The organism is Sphingomonas echinoides, assembly GCF_029623395.1.
In the GTDB taxonomy this organism is placed as follows: domain Bacteria; phylum Pseudomonadota; class Alphaproteobacteria; order Sphingomonadales; family Sphingomonadaceae; genus Sphingomonas; species Sphingomonas echinoides_A.
In genome coordinates this window covers 1-15,224 of sequence record NZ_JAPYKK010000015.1, presented here as the reverse complement: position 1 = coordinate 15,224, position 15,224 = coordinate 1, and the positions used below count along the sequence as shown (strand labels likewise).

Here is a 15,224-nt window from a genome sequence, read left to right as displayed (position 1 = left end):
ACAATCATGTTTGAGAATAACGATCAACTTTTGCCACCGCTTCCTGCCGTGGTTACCGAGCCTACGCTCGAGCATATGCTTCGGCATTTCGAGGTCGAGCAGTTCCTGATCGAGGAAGCGGCGCTGCTAGATCAGGGCAAGTTTCAGGACTGGCTCGCATTATTTGCCGAAGACGTACGCTATTGGATGCCGATCCGCCGTACGATGACCACCAAAGATACGGCACGACAATTTACTCGACCTGGTCAGATGGCGTTTATCGACGACGACCACGCCATGCTGGCGATGCGGGTCCGGCGGCTCAAGACCGGTTACGCCTGGGCTGAGGATCCCCCCTCCCGCGTGCGCCGGCTCGTCACGAACATTCGGATTACCGCGGCCACCGAAGACGAAATAGAAGTACACTCGAACTTCTACACGCACCGCGTCCGGCTGGAGAAAGAAGAGGATACGTGGGTCGGCCACCGCCAGGACCGACTGCGTCGCGTCGATGGCGCCCTCAAGATCCGGCAGCGGGCGATCTTTATCGAGAGCACCGTTCTGCAATCTCCGAACCTGAGCAATTTCTTCTGACGGATAAACCCGATGACCGGCCCGTCGGTCGTCGGGTTTGTATCAACAACGCCTAACGTCTCAGTGCGTTAGCGTACGTGTATTAGGAGGGTTTTGCGTTCAGGCACCGCTTGAGCCAAAAGCCGCTGCCTACCGAAACCCCATGGTCAACCGTCCGCGCGCTTTTGCTCGTGCGGCTGTTTTATGCCGTTCGATGTTCCGCACCGTGGTACGCTCCTGCGGCGGCACTTTTCCTCGATCGAACTCGTCGACAATTGCCCCCCCGTGAGCTGCTAACCTTTATCAGACCTCCGCCATCGCCCCTTAAACGAGAGGATCGTGGCGAATATAGTCCGTTGCGTCGACCACGCTCATGAGCGACAACGACGGTGAATTCGCGGATGCTGATGATCTCGATGGGCAGCTTCAGCCGAAGTGCTCCACGCTCGACCTTGACCGAACAACCTCCGAATAACCTGACTGGTAGTGCGCGCTTTCCGGCAATCGACTGCATTAACGTCCCGCGTGCGTCTTGAGGCGTCGCGTTTCCCGTGGCCTGCCCCTAGCATGGTAAGCGCTTGGAATTTCTGGCACGTTGACATGTCACGTTCGGATCAGGCTACTCCAGAATCCCCCTCTTTCGAAGCGGAAACGACCATGCACACTGATGCGAGCCCTGCTGACGTAGGTACCTTGGATGACGCGCGAGTGACGGCTGCGATCGTCATGAGCGCAGCGGGTGCTGCGCTTGGCGGTCTTCTCTTCGGTTTCGATACCGCCGTCATATCCGGCGCGACGAACGCCCTGCAGAGCGAGTTCGCGCTGACGGCGGGATCGCTGGGGTTCACCGTGGCGTCCGCGCTAATCGGAACCGTGGTGGGTTCCCTCGTCGCGGGCGTGCCGGCCGATCGATATGGCCGCAAGGCGATCATGCTAGCCGTCGCAATTGCTTACGTAGTTTCCTCGCTTGGGACCGGATTGGCGCAGGACTGGTCTGTCCTGATCGCATTTCGCTTCCTCGGCGGGATCGCCATCGGCGCGGCGTCGGTGGTCACCCCGATCTACATCGCGGAAGTGTCACCCGCGCGGTTTCGCGGCCGACTGGTGGCGATGAACCAGCTCAACATCGTGCTCGGCATCCTCCTCGCCTTCTTGTCCAATTATGTCATCGCGCAAATCCTGCCGCCCGAGACCGCATGGCGCTGGATGTTCGGCATCGTCGCGGTACCTTCCGTTGTATTTCTGATAGTTACGCTGCTGTTGCCGGAAAGCCCACGATGGCTTGCAGTCCGCGGGCACCGCGATCGGGCCGTTGCAGCCATGACGCGTCTCGGGTTTAGCGATCCCGCCGCAGAGCTGGTGCGGATCGAAGCCGCGGACATGCGGGAGGCGAGCAAGGGCGCGCCTCGCCTGTTCCAGGCGGCGCATCGGTTGCCGGTGGCTTGCGCCATCGCAATTGCCATGTTCAATCAACTCTCTGGCATCAATGCCCTGCTGTATTACGCGCCGCGGATCTTCGAGCTCGCGGGGGCCGGTGCGGATAGCGCGTTGCTGCAATCGGTCGCAGTCGGCGGAATCAACCTGCTTTTCACGGCGTTGGCGCTGTTGCTGATCGACCGGTTCGGCCGCAAGCCGCTGTTGTTCGTGGGATCGATCGTTTGTGCCGCCGCCTTGCTTCTGGTCGGGTGGCAACTCGAACGGACCGCGCCGGACGGCACCTTGATCCTCGCGGGTCTGCTGGTCTTCATCGCAGCTTTCGCCGTCAGTCAAGGCGCTGTGATCTGGGTGTTTATTTCCGAAGTCTTTCCGAGTTCGGTCCGCGGCAAGGGGCAAGGGCTGGGCTCGACGACCCACTGGGTGATGGCGGCGATCATCACCTGGCTGTTTCCAGTGGTGGCCGACGCGGTGGGTGGCTGGGTCTTCGCATTCTTCGGCGCGATGATGCTGCTGCAGTTCGTGTGGGTCTGGAAAGTGATGCCGGAAACGAACGGTGTTGCTTTGGAGAACATGGACTTACGGGGAACCGGGGCGTGAACGCGGCACTATCGCCGTCTTGAAATTTCCAGAAGGCAGCACGATCTACGTTGGGCGCGGATCACGGACCCGACATAGATCGTGCGGCCCGATTGCGACGCCAAAAGCTGGTCGGTTTAGCGCAATATGCCGCGAATCATGTCCGAAAATGTCGCGATCGCGTCGGTTTCAGCGACGGTTTCGCGCACAATAGTCGCCGAAAGCGCCGCTCCCGGTTGCTGAACGGCCCGAGGACGGACACGAACATCGCAACGGACTGCCCGTGCAGTTCGTCATACGCTTCGGCTCTCTCCAGGCTGCCCGCCATGCCCCGCCGACGATGTGAAACGCCCCCGTCAAATCGGCGGCACAGCGAATATAGGTGTTCCCCAGGAAGGCGATCGTCTCGTTACGGCTTGCCAAACACGTGCGACCGTGTCGAAGCACGGGGCCAGCAAGAAGGAACCATGACATGAAACGATGGACCTGGATTATCCATCGGATCATCCGCCAAATCTGGTTCCGGGCCGGTATCATCAGCTTGCTCAGTGTCGCGCTGGCGATCCTCGCGGGCGTCATCACGCCCTACCTTCCCTACGCCTTCGACGTCGACATCGGTCAGCGTTCGGTCGGCACCATTCTCCAGATCATGGCGTCGAGCATGCTGGCGGTGACGACCTTCTCGCTGACCGCGATGGTCAGCGCCTATTCGTCGGCAACACAACTCGCCACACCGCGCGCGACGCAGCTGATGGTCAGCGACCCGACCTCGCAAAACGCCCTGTCGACGTTCCTCGGCGCGTTCGTCTTCTCGATGGTCGGGATCGTCGGGCTCAACACGAGCGCCTATGGTCATGACGGTCGTATCATCCTGTTCGCCGCGACCGTTCTCATCATCCTGCTGGTGGTCGGCACGCTGTTACGCTGGATCGGCCACATTACCGCATTCGGGCGCATGGCCGACGTGATCGATCGGGTCGAGGAAGCCGCGACGCAGGCGATGGCGGAGTTTGCCGCGGCACCCCATTTGGGCGGAAGCGCCGCGACCGCGGTTCCGCCGAATGCCGTGGCGATCGCCGGATCGAAAACGGGATATGTGACCCATATCGATATCGCCGCGCTCAAGGCGATCGCCGAACGGGAAGACCTGTCCGTCCACGTCGGCGTCCTTCCGGGAATGCTGGTTCATCCGGCGCGGGATCTGGTGCAGGTGGAAGGGGTTGTCGACGAAGCGACCCGCGGCGGGCTGGTCAAGGCGTTCACGATCGAACGGCATCGCAGTTTCGATCAGGACCCGCGGCTTGGGCTGATCGCGCTGTCCGAGATCGCCAGTCGCGCGCTCGCCCCCGCAACGAACGATCCGGGGACCGGGATCGAAGTGCTCAATGCCCTCCTCCGCGTATTCCTGACCCTCGGGACGCAACCTTCGGAGAACGGGGAGAAGGACAAGCACGGGCACCGGGTGTATCTCGGGCGCCCGTCGATCGAGGATATGCTGACCGACGCCTTCGGCCCGATCCTGCGCGAAGGCGGCAGGGAAATCGAAGTGTCGCTTCGACTGACGGCGACCTTGGCTGCGATGCATGCCAACTTGCCCACGAACCGCACGCAAATTGAAAGCTGGGCGGTGCGGCATGCAAAGCGCGCCCGCGAAACCATGGACGATGCGGACGATCTTGCGGTATTCGAAAGCGCTTATGCGCGGCTATGGCCTGCATCGACTTGACTTGGACGAACGCCGCGAATGGCGCCGCGCACTCTTTGTCGAGTTCGGGCGGGAACAGACGGAAAGGCCAGATGTCTTGACGCCATGAGCGCAATCGTCACCGTTTCGAGCAAGTCTGTCCGTTGCGCGTGATGATGCGCCTGGTCCGCAGCGTGTACCAGCGCTGGGTCGCGCTGCGTGATGCCCCCGTTCGGGGGACGGCGGCGCGGCATCCGTGGGAAATCCCGCTTGCCGGGTGGCTGGACGTCCTCGCCCGGACCCGGCGCAAGACCTTCGAGGAACATCTCACGCTGCTCGCCTCGGGGATCGCGTATCATGCGTTTCTGACGGTCGTCCCGACGATCCTCTCCATCGCGCTGATCTACGGCATGATCGCCACGCCGGCGCAGGTCGCGCATGACATGGCCGCGCTGATCGACATCGTGCCGAACGGGGGGCAACCGCTTCTGTCCAGGTCGCTCGCGCATGGTTTGGGCTCACGCCACGGCAATGTGATCGGCGCGGCATCGACGGTGTTGTTGACGCTGTACACGGCGGCGCTGTTCGCGCGGTCGGTGATGGCCGCGATGAACCTGGTCTATCATCAGCCGCGCCGGGCGAGCTTCTTCAAGCGATGGAGCGTCGCCGCGGTGATCGCGATGTCGGGTGGACTGTTCCTGCTGATGGCGCTGTGCGGGATCGCGGTGCTTGGGTATGTCGAACAGCTGCTTCCCGATGGAACGCCGCTCCTGTGGAATGCGGTTCGGATCAGCTTCTGGACCGTGATGGCCATCGCGACCGGAACGGGCTTCCTGCTGCTGTATCGCTACGCTCCGGCGCGCGCGGATGCGCGGTGGTCGTGGTGTTTGCCGGGCGCCTTGGGCGCCACGCTCCTGTGGCTTGCGGCAACCTATGGCTTCGGGATCTATGTCGCTGATTTTGCGCGATACGATGCCACTTATGGGTCGCTGGCGGCGGTCGTCATCCTCCAGGTGTGGATGTTTCTGTCGGCCGTTGCGATGCTGTTGGGCGCGCGCCTGAATGTCGAACTGGAGCTGCAGACGGCGCTCGACACCACGACGGGGGCGCCTCGGCCGGAAGGACTGCGGGGTGCGGTCGCGGCCGACCAGAACGAGGCCGGCACCCTATCGTCGCGGAAGGACGCCGCCTGAGTCTGCCGGGACGGCCGGCAGTGGCACCCTTGCCGCCCAACGTTATACTCCCAACATTACATCGATGTAACGTCGGCACCACGCTGACCCCATCGTAGCGGTTCAAAGGAGGAGCATCGTTTCTCTCCAAGGACCAAGATCATGGCTTTGCATCGTCGTCTGACCGTACGCCCGCTCGTCGCTGCCGTTGCGCTGGGGACGACCGCGCTTGCCGGGGTGGCCGGCGGCGCGATCACCGCGGACCAGCGCCAGGATGGGCTGAGCGAACGCTTCGTTGCGCCCGGACCGGCGGCGGTCGCGGCGTCGGGCGTCCACGCCTCCCTGTCCGACATGGTTCAAGCGGTCGGCCCGAGCGTCGTCCAGATCCAGGTCAAGCCCGCGGCCATGGTGCAACAATCATCGTCGCCGATGCCATACGGGTCGGACGACGACGAGCTGGCGGAGCGGCTGGGGCAGTTGTTCGGCTTCGATCCCCGCGGCGGCGGCGGTCAGCAGGCTCGGCCGAGCCAACCGCAGGGCCCGCAGCGCGGCGCCTTGGGATCGGGCTTCATCGTCGATGCGTCCGGCCTCGTCATCACCAACAACCACGTCGTCGATGGGGCCGACCGAGTCACCGTCCAGATGTCCGATGGCCGCGAATTCGCGGGCCGCGTGCTGGGCCGGGACCCGAAGATCGACGTCGCGGTCGTGCGGATCGAGGGCAAGGGCAGGTTCACGCCGATCACCTGGGGCGACAGCGATCATATCCGCGTCGGCGACAGCGTGTTCGCGGTCGGCAGTCCGTTCGGGCTTGGCAATACCGTGACGTCGGGGATCCTGTCCGCGCGCGGACGCGAGATCGGTGCCGGGCCGTATGACGACTTCCTCCAGGTCGACGCGGCGATCAACAGCGGCAATTCGGGTGGTCCGCTGTTCGATAGCGCGGGGCGTGTCGTTGGCGTCAACACCGCGATCTTCTCGCCGAGCGGCGGAAACGTCGGGATCGGCTTCGCCATTCCGGCCAAGATGGCCCGGCAGGTCGCGCTGCAGATCGCCCAGACCGGACACGTGTCGCGCGGGCGGATCGGCGTGTCGTTGCAGGACATGACCCCGGAAATCGCCAGCGCAATCGGCACGACCGTGCAGAAAGGCGCGTTGATCGCGGAGGTCGACGACAGCGGTCCCGCCGCACGCTCCGGCATCCAGCGCGGGGACATCGTCCGTCGCTTCGGATCGACCCCGATCGACAATGGCCGCGATCTCGCGCGCGCCGTCGCGTCGGCACGGATCGGCTCGAGCGTCCCGACGCAAGTGCTGCGCGACGGTCGGACGGTATCGCTCGACCTGCGCATTGCAAACGAAGGCACGGCGCAATCCTAGGCGGGGGAACCGGGGCGCGATCCGCGCGTCCGCTCCCCGAGGCCTCGAACGGAGCATCTGGATCTTGAAGCTGCTGCTGATCGAAGACGACGCCCAGACCGCGGACTTCATCCGTCGCGGACTGGGCGAGCATGGACATACCACCGATCACGCCGCGACCGGGGTCGACGGCCTGACCGCGGCGATCGTCGGTCGTTACGACGCGATCATCCTCGATCGAAACCTGCCGACGCTGGATGGCTTGTCGGTCCTGAAATCGCTGCGCGCGCAGGGCGACAGGACCCCGGTGCTGGTCCTGTCGGCGTTGGGACAGGTCGACGACCGAATTGCGGGCTTGCGCGCGGGCGGCGACGACTATCTGCCCAAGCCCTTCTCCTTCGGCGAACTCGTCGCGCGGGTCGAAGCGATCGCGCGGCGCCATGGCGAGGAGGACGTTGCCACAGGGGTCCGACAGACCGGTTCGCTGACGCTCGATCTCCTGGCGCGGACGGCCACCCGAAACGGAAGGCGCATCGAGCTGCTCAACAAGGAGTTTCAGTTGCTCGATTATCTCACCCGGCACGCGGGCCAGGTGGTCACGCGGACGATGCTGATGGAAGCGATCTGGGACTATAATTTCGACCCGGGCACCAATGTCGTCGACGTCCACGTCAGCCGCCTTCGCGCCAAGATCGACGCCGCCGAGGATCCCCCGATGATCCGGACGATCCGTGGTGCGGGATACCGGCTGGATGCGGTCTGACGATGCGCTGGCCATCGATCGCGGCGCTGCGCGGCGCGCTGTGGATCACGGTGATCGCGCTGATCGCAACGGGCACCGCGCTGACCGTGCAATATGTCCAGACGATCCGACTGCTCGATACGCGCGCCCAGGCGGCCGTCGATGACGAGACCGCCGGGCTGATCGAACGCTACCGCGCGGAAGGTCCGCTCGCGGTCGTGCAGGCAGTGTCGCGCGCGGTCGGACGGCCACGCGTCACGGACTTCATCTATCTTATGGCCGACGCGAACGGCGACCCGATTGCGGGCAATCTTGCGCGGTGGCCCGACGCGATCGACCGGACCGGCTATCGCACCTTCGATACCCAGATCACGACCGCACGAGGTAACGTCATCGACCGGCAGGTGGCCGCGCGGACGGTGCTGCTCGGCGGCGACTATCGTCTGCTGGTCGGCAGCCTGTCGGACGATCGCCGCGTGTTGCACGATCGCTATGTCGCGGCGCTGGCGTGGTCGCTCGTCGCTACCGGAGCGATCGGGCTGCTGTTCGGCTTCTGGTACAGTCGGCGCGGCCTTGCGTTCCTCACGGCCGCCAGCGCCGCGGGCGATCGCTTCCAGGCCGGCCATCTCGACGAACGTCTTCCCGTTACAGGCCGCGGCGACGAATATGACCGGTTGGCGGTGACGTTGAACACCAGTTTCACCGAAATCGAACGCCTGGTCGATTCCTTGCGGACCGCGACGGATGCGCTCGCGCATGATCTCAAGACCCCGCTGACGCGCATTCGGGCGCGGATCGAACTTGCGGCGCTGAGCGACGACCCGCGCAGCGTCGCGCTCGACAGCCGGTCCGATCTCGATGCCCTGCTCCGGACGATCGACGATACGCTCCGGCTTGCGCGCGCCGAGACGACGATGGCGAGCGAATTCGCGCCGGTCGATTTCGCGGCGATCGTGCGCGAAGCCGGCGAGCTGTTCGAGCCGGTCGCGGACGATCGCGGCGTGGCGCTCACGATCGAGACGGTGCCGACGGTTACGCGCGGCGTCCGCTCGCTCCTTGGGCAACTCGTCACCAACCTGCTCGACAACGCGATCAAATATACGCCGTCCGGTGGCCGGGTGACGGTCACGCTCGAGCTCGAGCGCGACCGGACCGGCCTGGCGTTGACCGTTGCCGACACCGGCCCCGGCATCGCCGCTGACCAGCGCGACCACGCCCTCGCGCGTTTCGTGCGGCTTGATCCGAGCCGTCATGCCGAGGGCAGCGGGCTGGGCTTGAGCATCGCGGTGGCCGCCGCGCGCGTGCATGGCGGGACGCTCACGCTCGGGGACAATGCGCCCGGGCTTACGGTGATCGTGTCCCTGCCCAGTCTCGGATGAGCGCTGCCGGGGTACGCCGCGTTCCGGTCTTCTGTGCAGATCCGTTCTGGGCACTCCCGGGGACGGGCAGCTTCGTGTGTCGTGTTTCCAGGCGATCGTCACGGCGCCATTCCCGGAACGAAAAGAACGCCAAAGCGGAATCCTGGCTAAGAATCGTATAAGATATTTGACATACGATCTGATAAGTGATGGATTGCGCCCACGATCACGGCAGGGATGTGGGCAGCACGATGGACAACATGGGAACTTTTGCGCGGCGTTTGGGTGTGAGCGCCTTTGGTGTGATGCTGATGTCGACGTCGGCATACGCGCAGGTTGCGCCAGCTCCGGTCATCGGCGGCGGCGACCCGACGACCACCCCGAGCCAGGAGACGTCGGAAGCGATCGTCGTCACCGGCACCCGCATCAAGCGCCCCGATCTCGAGAGCAACAGCCCGATCACCTCGGTCGGCAGCCAGGAGCTGAAGTACCAGGGGGCGGTCAACGTCGAGAGCGTGCTCAACCGCTTGCCGCAATTCACCGCGGACACGAACGACAGCGTCTCGAACGGGTCGGACGGCACGTCCAACATCAACCTGCGCAACCTCGGGTCGAACCGCGTGCTGGTGCTGGTCAACGGCCAGCGGCTGATGCCGCAACAGGCGGTCGATCTCAACGCGATCCCCTCGACGCTGGTCGACCGGGTCGATGTGATGACCGGCGGTGCCTCGGCGGTCTACGGGTCGGACGCGGTTTCGGGTGTCGTCAACTTCGTGCTCAAGGATCATTTCGACGGGCTTCGGCTCGACGTGCAGAGCAGCCTTGCGCAGCATACCAACGGCAATAGCTACGTCCGCGGGCTCCTGTCCAAACAGGGGTACACCAACGCCAACCGCAACGTCGCGGACGGCGGCAAGCAGGATCTCAACGCGGCGTTCGGCAAGAACTTCGCCGACGGGCGCGGCAACATCACGGTCTATGGCGGATATCGTCACGCCGACCCGATCGTCCAGTCGAGCCGCGACGTCTCGGCCTGCGCGCTCAACCAAGCGGATGCGGCGGGAACCGGCCTCACTTGCGGGGGCTCGAGCAACACGACCTTCGGGACGTTCGCGCCGCTCGGCGGCCCGAACCAGGGCAAGACGCTGACCAACAACCGCAACGGCTCGCGCACCTGGGTGCCGTACGACAACAGCTACGCGTATAACTACACGCCGACCAACTACATCCAGCGGTCGGACGAGCGCTACACCGCGGGTGCCTTCGCCAAGTTCAAGTTCGCGCCGATCGCCGAAGTCTATGGCAGCTTCATGTACATGAACGACCGGACGTTCTCGCAGGCGGCGCCCTCGGCGCTGTTCCTCGGCACCCCATTCACCGTTCCCTGCAACAATCCGCTGATGAGCGCGGCGCAGCAGCAATCGCTGTGCGGTGCGGCGGCGGGCACGGCGGCGACGCAGGACACGCTGATCGGCTATCGCCTGGGCGACGAGCAATCGCGGCGCGATAATTTGCGGCACGAGGATTTCCGCTACACCGCGGGCGTGCGCGGCGATCTCGGCCACGGCTTCAACTACGACGTCAACTATCTGCGCTCGTTGGTCCGCTACGACGAAACGTATATGAACAACATCGACAACGTGAAGGCGCAGCGCGGGCTCGACGTGGTCAGCGTCAACGGCGTCCCGACGTGCCGTTCGGTCGTCAACGGCAGCGACCCGACGTGCGTGCCGGTCAACGTGTTCAGCCCCAACAGCATCACCGCGACGCAGGCGCAATCGCTCTTCTCCGAGAGCAACACCGGCTCGCGCAACATGCTGTCGGTCATTTCCGCGAACGTGTCGGGCGACCTTGGCACCTTTGGCATCACGAGCCCGTGGGCGACGCGTGGCGTCAACATCGCGCTCGGGTTCGAGCACCGCGTCGAAACGCTCAACTTCACTGCCGACGCGATCGCGCAGCAGGGCGGCACGATGAATTCGGACGGCAAGATCTCGGTCAACGAAGGCTATGGCGAGATCGAGATTCCGATCCTCCAGAACGTGCCGTTCGCGCATGCCCTGACGCTCAATGGCGGCCTGCGCTATTCGGCCTATGTCAACGATCAGGCGTCGACCGGGATCAAGTCCAAGTACAACGTCTGGACCTACAAGGGCGAAGCGAGCTGGGCGCCGGTCCGCGATGCACGGTTGCGCCTGAGCTACAACCGCGCGATCCGCGCGCCCAACGTGGCGGAACTGTTCGGGGCGCAGAGCGTCGGCAACGTCGCTGCGCAGGACCCGTGCTCGGGCGCATCGCCCAGCGCACCGCTCTCGGCGTGTCAGCTGACCGGGGTCTCCGCCGCGCAATATGGCAGCATCATCGCCTGCCCGTCCGACACCTGCTCGTCGCAATATGGCGGCAACAGCGCGGTCAAGCCCGAGACTGCGGACACCTATACCGCCGGGATCGTGCTGACCCCGCGGATGATCAACAACTTCACGCTGTCGGTCGATTATTTCAACATCAAGGTGAAGGATTACATCAGCTCGGTCAGCCCGTCGCTGGTGATCAGCCAGTGCGTCGCGACCGGCGACCCCTATTATTGCGGGCTGTTCCGGCGCGATCCGCGTTCGGGTGCGCTGTTCGGCACCAACGGCTATATCGTCGCGACGACCTATAACACCGGTTCGCTCAAGACCTCGGGGATCGACGTCACGGCGGATTACACCGTCCAGGCTGGGGGGCTTGGCAAGGTCAACCTCAACTTCGTCGGCACGCGCCTGCTCGACCAGTCGCTCGAACCGCTGCCGGGCCTCGGATCGTACAATTGCAAGGGCCTGTACGGCTACACCTGCAATCAGCCCAACCCGGTCTGGCGGCACGTGATGCGCACGACGCTGATCACCCGCCAGGGATCGACGGTGTCGGCATCGTGGCGGCATTACGCGGGGACCAAGCTGTCCTCGCTGTCGACCGACCCTTTCCTTGTCGGCACCCCGAGCGTCATCAACGCGCGGATCCCGGCGTATGACTATCTCGATCTTGCGGTGACGGTCGTGGTCGACAAGGCGTTCCAGCTGCGCGCAGGCGTCAACAACCTGCTCGACAAGGATCCCCCCGCAATCGCGGCGGGCGCACTCGCGGCGTTCGGCAATGGCAACACCTATCCGGGCGTGTACGATACGCTCGGGCGCTATCTGTTCGTTGGTGCGACGGTGACGTTCTAAGGTTGTCGAAGACGGCTTCTCCGGCGAAGGCCGGGGAAGCCGTGTTCCGTTCAAGCGCACCCTTCCGTCCGGCGGCGGTGCGCCATCATCCGGGTTAGCGCCGGAATAAAGGATCACTCCATGCTCGGTCGCCGCGATCTGTTGAAGACGAGCGGGGCGACCGCGCTCGCGACGATGCTCCCCCATAGCGCCGGAGCCGCGACCGCCGACGCCCTACGAGCCGCCCCGCCGACCGGTCCGCGCGAGATCGTTTCGCTCGATGCCGGGTGGCGCTTCCACCTCGGCCATGCCTCCGACCCCGCGAGGGATTTCGGCTTCGGCCGCTCGCACGACACGTTCGCCAAGTCGGGTGATGCAGGAACGCCGGTGGCAGAGGCCAAGTTCGACGCATCGGGCTGGGAAACGGTCTCCCTCCCGCACGACTGGGCGGTCGACCTCCCGTTCGAACGCTTCGGTCCCGCCGGAAGCGACGCGGACAAGACGGGATCGTTCCAGGGGTTCAAGCCGCTCGGCCGGATGTGGCCCGCGAGCAGCGTCGGCTGGTATCGCATCGTTCTCCCGCTCCCCAAGGGCGATGCGGGTCGGCGGTTGCTGCTTCAGTTCGACGGCGTCTCGCGCGATTGCCGGGTCATCCTCAACGGCTTCTTCGTCGGCGCGAACGAAAGCGGCTACGCGCCGTTCGAGCTCGACATCACCGATTTCGCAAAGCCGGGCGAGGACAATGTGCTTGTCGTGCGCTGCGACGTCAGCCTCGGCGAGGCGTGGTCGTATGAAGGCGCAGGGCTCTACCGCGCGGTGCGGCTGGTCAGGACCGCGCCCGTCCACGTTCGCCAATATGGCGCGACCGTGCGCAGCACCGTAGGCGCGCAAGGCGCGACCACGCAGATCCTCACCGAGATCGTCAACGACGGACCCGCCGTGCCCGCGCAAGTCCGATCGATCGTGTCGGACGCCACCGGGCGCGTGGTCGCGACGCTCCTGTCGGACCCCATCACGCTCCCCGAATGGGCGACGCTGACGACGACCCAGCAGACACTGATCGCGCGCCCTACCCTGTGGTCGCTCGAAACGCCGCACCTCTACACGCTCACGACCGAGATCCTCGTCGGCGGCGTGGTAGTCGACAACGATCGGACGCACTTCGGCATCCGCACGCTCCGCTTCGACGCGGACAAGGGCTTTTTCCTCAACGGCCGGCCGGTCAAGATCAAGGGGACGTGCAACCACCAGGATCACGCCGGGGTCGGCTTCGCGGTGCCCGACAGCCTCCACGTCTGGCGGCTCGAGCAATTGAAGGCGATGGGCGCGAACGCCTATCGCTCGACGCATCACCCCGCCGCCCCCGCGATCCTCGCGGCGTGCGACCGGATGGGCATCCTCGTGCTCGAGGAAACCCGTCAGATGTCGAGCAATGCGGAAGCGATGAGCCAGCTCGACCGGATGGTGCGGCGCGGACGCAACCATCCGAGCATCTTCCTGTGGAGCATCGGCAACGAGGAAATCCACCGCGGCACCGAAACCGGCGCGCGGATCGCCGAGACGATGAAGCGCCGGATCTACCAGCTCGACGGCACGCGGCTGGTGACCGAAGCGTTCAACGGCAAGTTCGGCGAAGGCGCCTCGCGCGTGCTCGACGTGATGGGCTGCAATTACTATCTCGACGCGATCGACGGCTATCACGCGTCGCACCCGACCGTCCCGATGATCGGCACCGAGACCGGCAGCACGGTGATGACGCGCGGCGAATATGCCCGCAACGACGCCGAGGGGTTCGTCCCCGCGTACGACAAGGAATACCCGCGCTGGGCGACCACCGCGGAGAAATGGTGGAGTTTCTACGACGAGCGCGCCTTCCTGAGCGGCGGGTTCGTCTGGACCGAGTTCGACTATCGCGGCGAGCCGACTCCGTTCGAACGCTGGCCCGAGAACGTCTCCAACTTCGGCCAGATGGACCTGTGCGGCTTCCCCAAGGACAATTACCACTATTACCGCGCGTGGTGGGGCAGCGCGCCGGTGCTCCACCTGTTCCCACACTGGAACTGGCCGGGGCGCGAGGGCAAGCCGGTGTCGGTGTGGGTCCACAGCAATTGCGCTGAGGTCGAGCTGTTGCTCAACGAGCGCAGCCTCGGGCGCAAACCCGTGGTGCGCAACCGCCACCTCGAATGGGAGGTGCCCTATGCGCCCGGCAAGATCACCGCGCGGGGTTTCCGCGACGGTCGCCAGATCCTCACCGCCGAGCGCGCGACCACCGGCGCGGCGGCACGGATCGGCCTGAGCAGCGACCGCCGCCGCCTCGCACCGGGCGAGGTCGCGGTGGTGCGCGCAGCCGTGCTCGATGCGCAGCGGCGCGAGGTGGCGACGGCGTCCAACATGCTCCGTTTCGCGCTGTCGGGCGATGCGCGGCTGCTCGGCGTCGGCAATGGCGACCCGCGCAGTCTCGAACCCGACCATGCGCCGCAGCGGTCCGCGTTCAATGGCCTGTGCATGGCGCTGATCCAGGCGGGGCCGCGCGGCGGGCCGATCCGGCTGGAAGCGCGTGGTGACGGGCTTGCGCCAGCGATGCTGCCGCTGATCGGGGCGCGGGCGTGATCGCGTCGCGTGCGGTTCTCGCGCTGCTGCTGGTCGTCGTGCCGGGTACGGCGGTGGCTGCCCCAGATGAAGCTGCGTTCCGGCGCTCGATCGGGCTTCGGCGCGCGTGGCAGGATCTGACGCGCGAGGTCGCGGGGCCGGCGCACTGGACGGCGGACAGCCGGGCGTTCTCGTACCGCAAGACGGTCGCGGGCGGGTTTGAGTTCGAAACGGTTGATGCGCGGACCTTGGCGAAGCGGCCGTCGTTTGATGCGGTGCGCCTCGCCGCTGCGCTCGGGGCTGCGCGGGAGGAAACGCTCGATCCGCTGCACTTGCCGTTTGCGGAGTTCGACTATGGCGCGGAGGCCGCAACGATCGCGTTCGCGCTCGACGATGGGCGGTGGCAGTGCGACGTGGTCGCGTACCGCTGCGCCGCCGACGCCCCCTCCGGCTTGCGGCCGCGCGGGTTCGGCGTGGTGCGCGATCTGTCGGTTCCGGCGGAGAACAGCCCGCAGGTATCGCCCGACGGACGGTTCAGCGCGTTCGTCGAAGGCGACAATCTCGTGC

General features: G+C 65.3%; 9 protein-coding genes and 1 pseudogene. All 10 read left to right on the top strand.

The genetic code is table 11. The features are described 5' to 3' along the window. Positions 1-6 precede the first annotated feature (6 nt). Positions 7-573 (top strand): aromatic-ring-hydroxylating dioxygenase subunit beta, encoded by a 567-nt coding sequence (locus tag QBJ92_RS10755; protein WP_277969694.1) that lies wholly within the window; start codon positions 7-9, stop codon positions 571-573. 579 nt (positions 574-1,152) lie between these two features. Beyond that, positions 1,153-2,586 (top strand): sugar porter family MFS transporter, encoded by a 1,434-nt coding sequence (locus QBJ92_RS10750; protein ID WP_277969693.1) that lies wholly within the window; start codon positions 1,153-1,155, stop codon positions 2,584-2,586. Positions 2,587-3,037: 451 nt separating this feature from the next. Continuing rightward, positions 3,038-4,291 (top strand): DUF2254 domain-containing protein, encoded by a 1,254-nt coding sequence (locus QBJ92_RS10745; RefSeq protein WP_277969692.1) that lies wholly within the window; start codon positions 3,038-3,040, stop codon positions 4,289-4,291. A 131-nt stretch (positions 4,292-4,422) separates the two neighbouring features. Then, positions 4,423-5,442 carry a YihY/virulence factor BrkB family protein gene (locus tag QBJ92_RS10740; RefSeq protein ID WP_277969691.1) on the top strand — a complete coding sequence of 340 codons (1,020 nt, stop codon included), beginning with the start codon at positions 4,423-4,425 and terminating at the stop codon, positions 5,440-5,442. A 141-nt stretch (positions 5,443-5,583) separates the two neighbouring features. Beyond that, positions 5,584-6,801, top strand: a complete 1,218-nt coding sequence (locus QBJ92_RS10735) for a trypsin-like peptidase domain-containing protein (protein WP_277969690.1) — start codon at positions 5,584-5,586, stop codon at positions 6,799-6,801. 64 nt (positions 6,802-6,865) lie between these two features. Continuing rightward, positions 6,866-7,543 carry a response regulator transcription factor gene (locus QBJ92_RS10730; protein WP_277969689.1) on the top strand — a complete coding sequence of 226 codons (678 nt, stop codon included), beginning with the start codon at positions 6,866-6,868 and terminating at the stop codon, positions 7,541-7,543. A 2-nt stretch (positions 7,544-7,545) separates the two neighbouring features. Next, the gene (locus QBJ92_RS10725) at positions 7,546-8,901 is read left to right on the top strand and encodes a sensor histidine kinase (RefSeq protein ID WP_277969688.1); all 1,356 of its coding nucleotides are present in this window, start codon (positions 7,546-7,548) and stop codon (positions 8,899-8,901) included. A gap of 290 nt (positions 8,902-9,191) precedes the next feature. After that, positions 9,192-12,089 carry a TonB-dependent receptor domain-containing protein gene (locus QBJ92_RS10720; protein WP_277969687.1) on the top strand — a complete coding sequence of 966 codons (2,898 nt, stop codon included), beginning with the start codon at positions 9,192-9,194 and terminating at the stop codon, positions 12,087-12,089. A 120-nt stretch (positions 12,090-12,209) separates the two neighbouring features. After that, positions 12,210-14,678, top strand: coding sequence for a beta-galactosidase GalA (gene galA, locus QBJ92_RS10715; RefSeq protein WP_277969686.1), 2,469 nt, complete (start codon positions 12,210-12,212; stop codon positions 14,676-14,678). Further along, positions 14,675-15,224: pseudogene (locus QBJ92_RS10710) on the top strand (S9 family peptidase); the annotation flags it as partial. The gene galA and the pseudogene QBJ92_RS10710, both read left to right, overlap by 4 nt.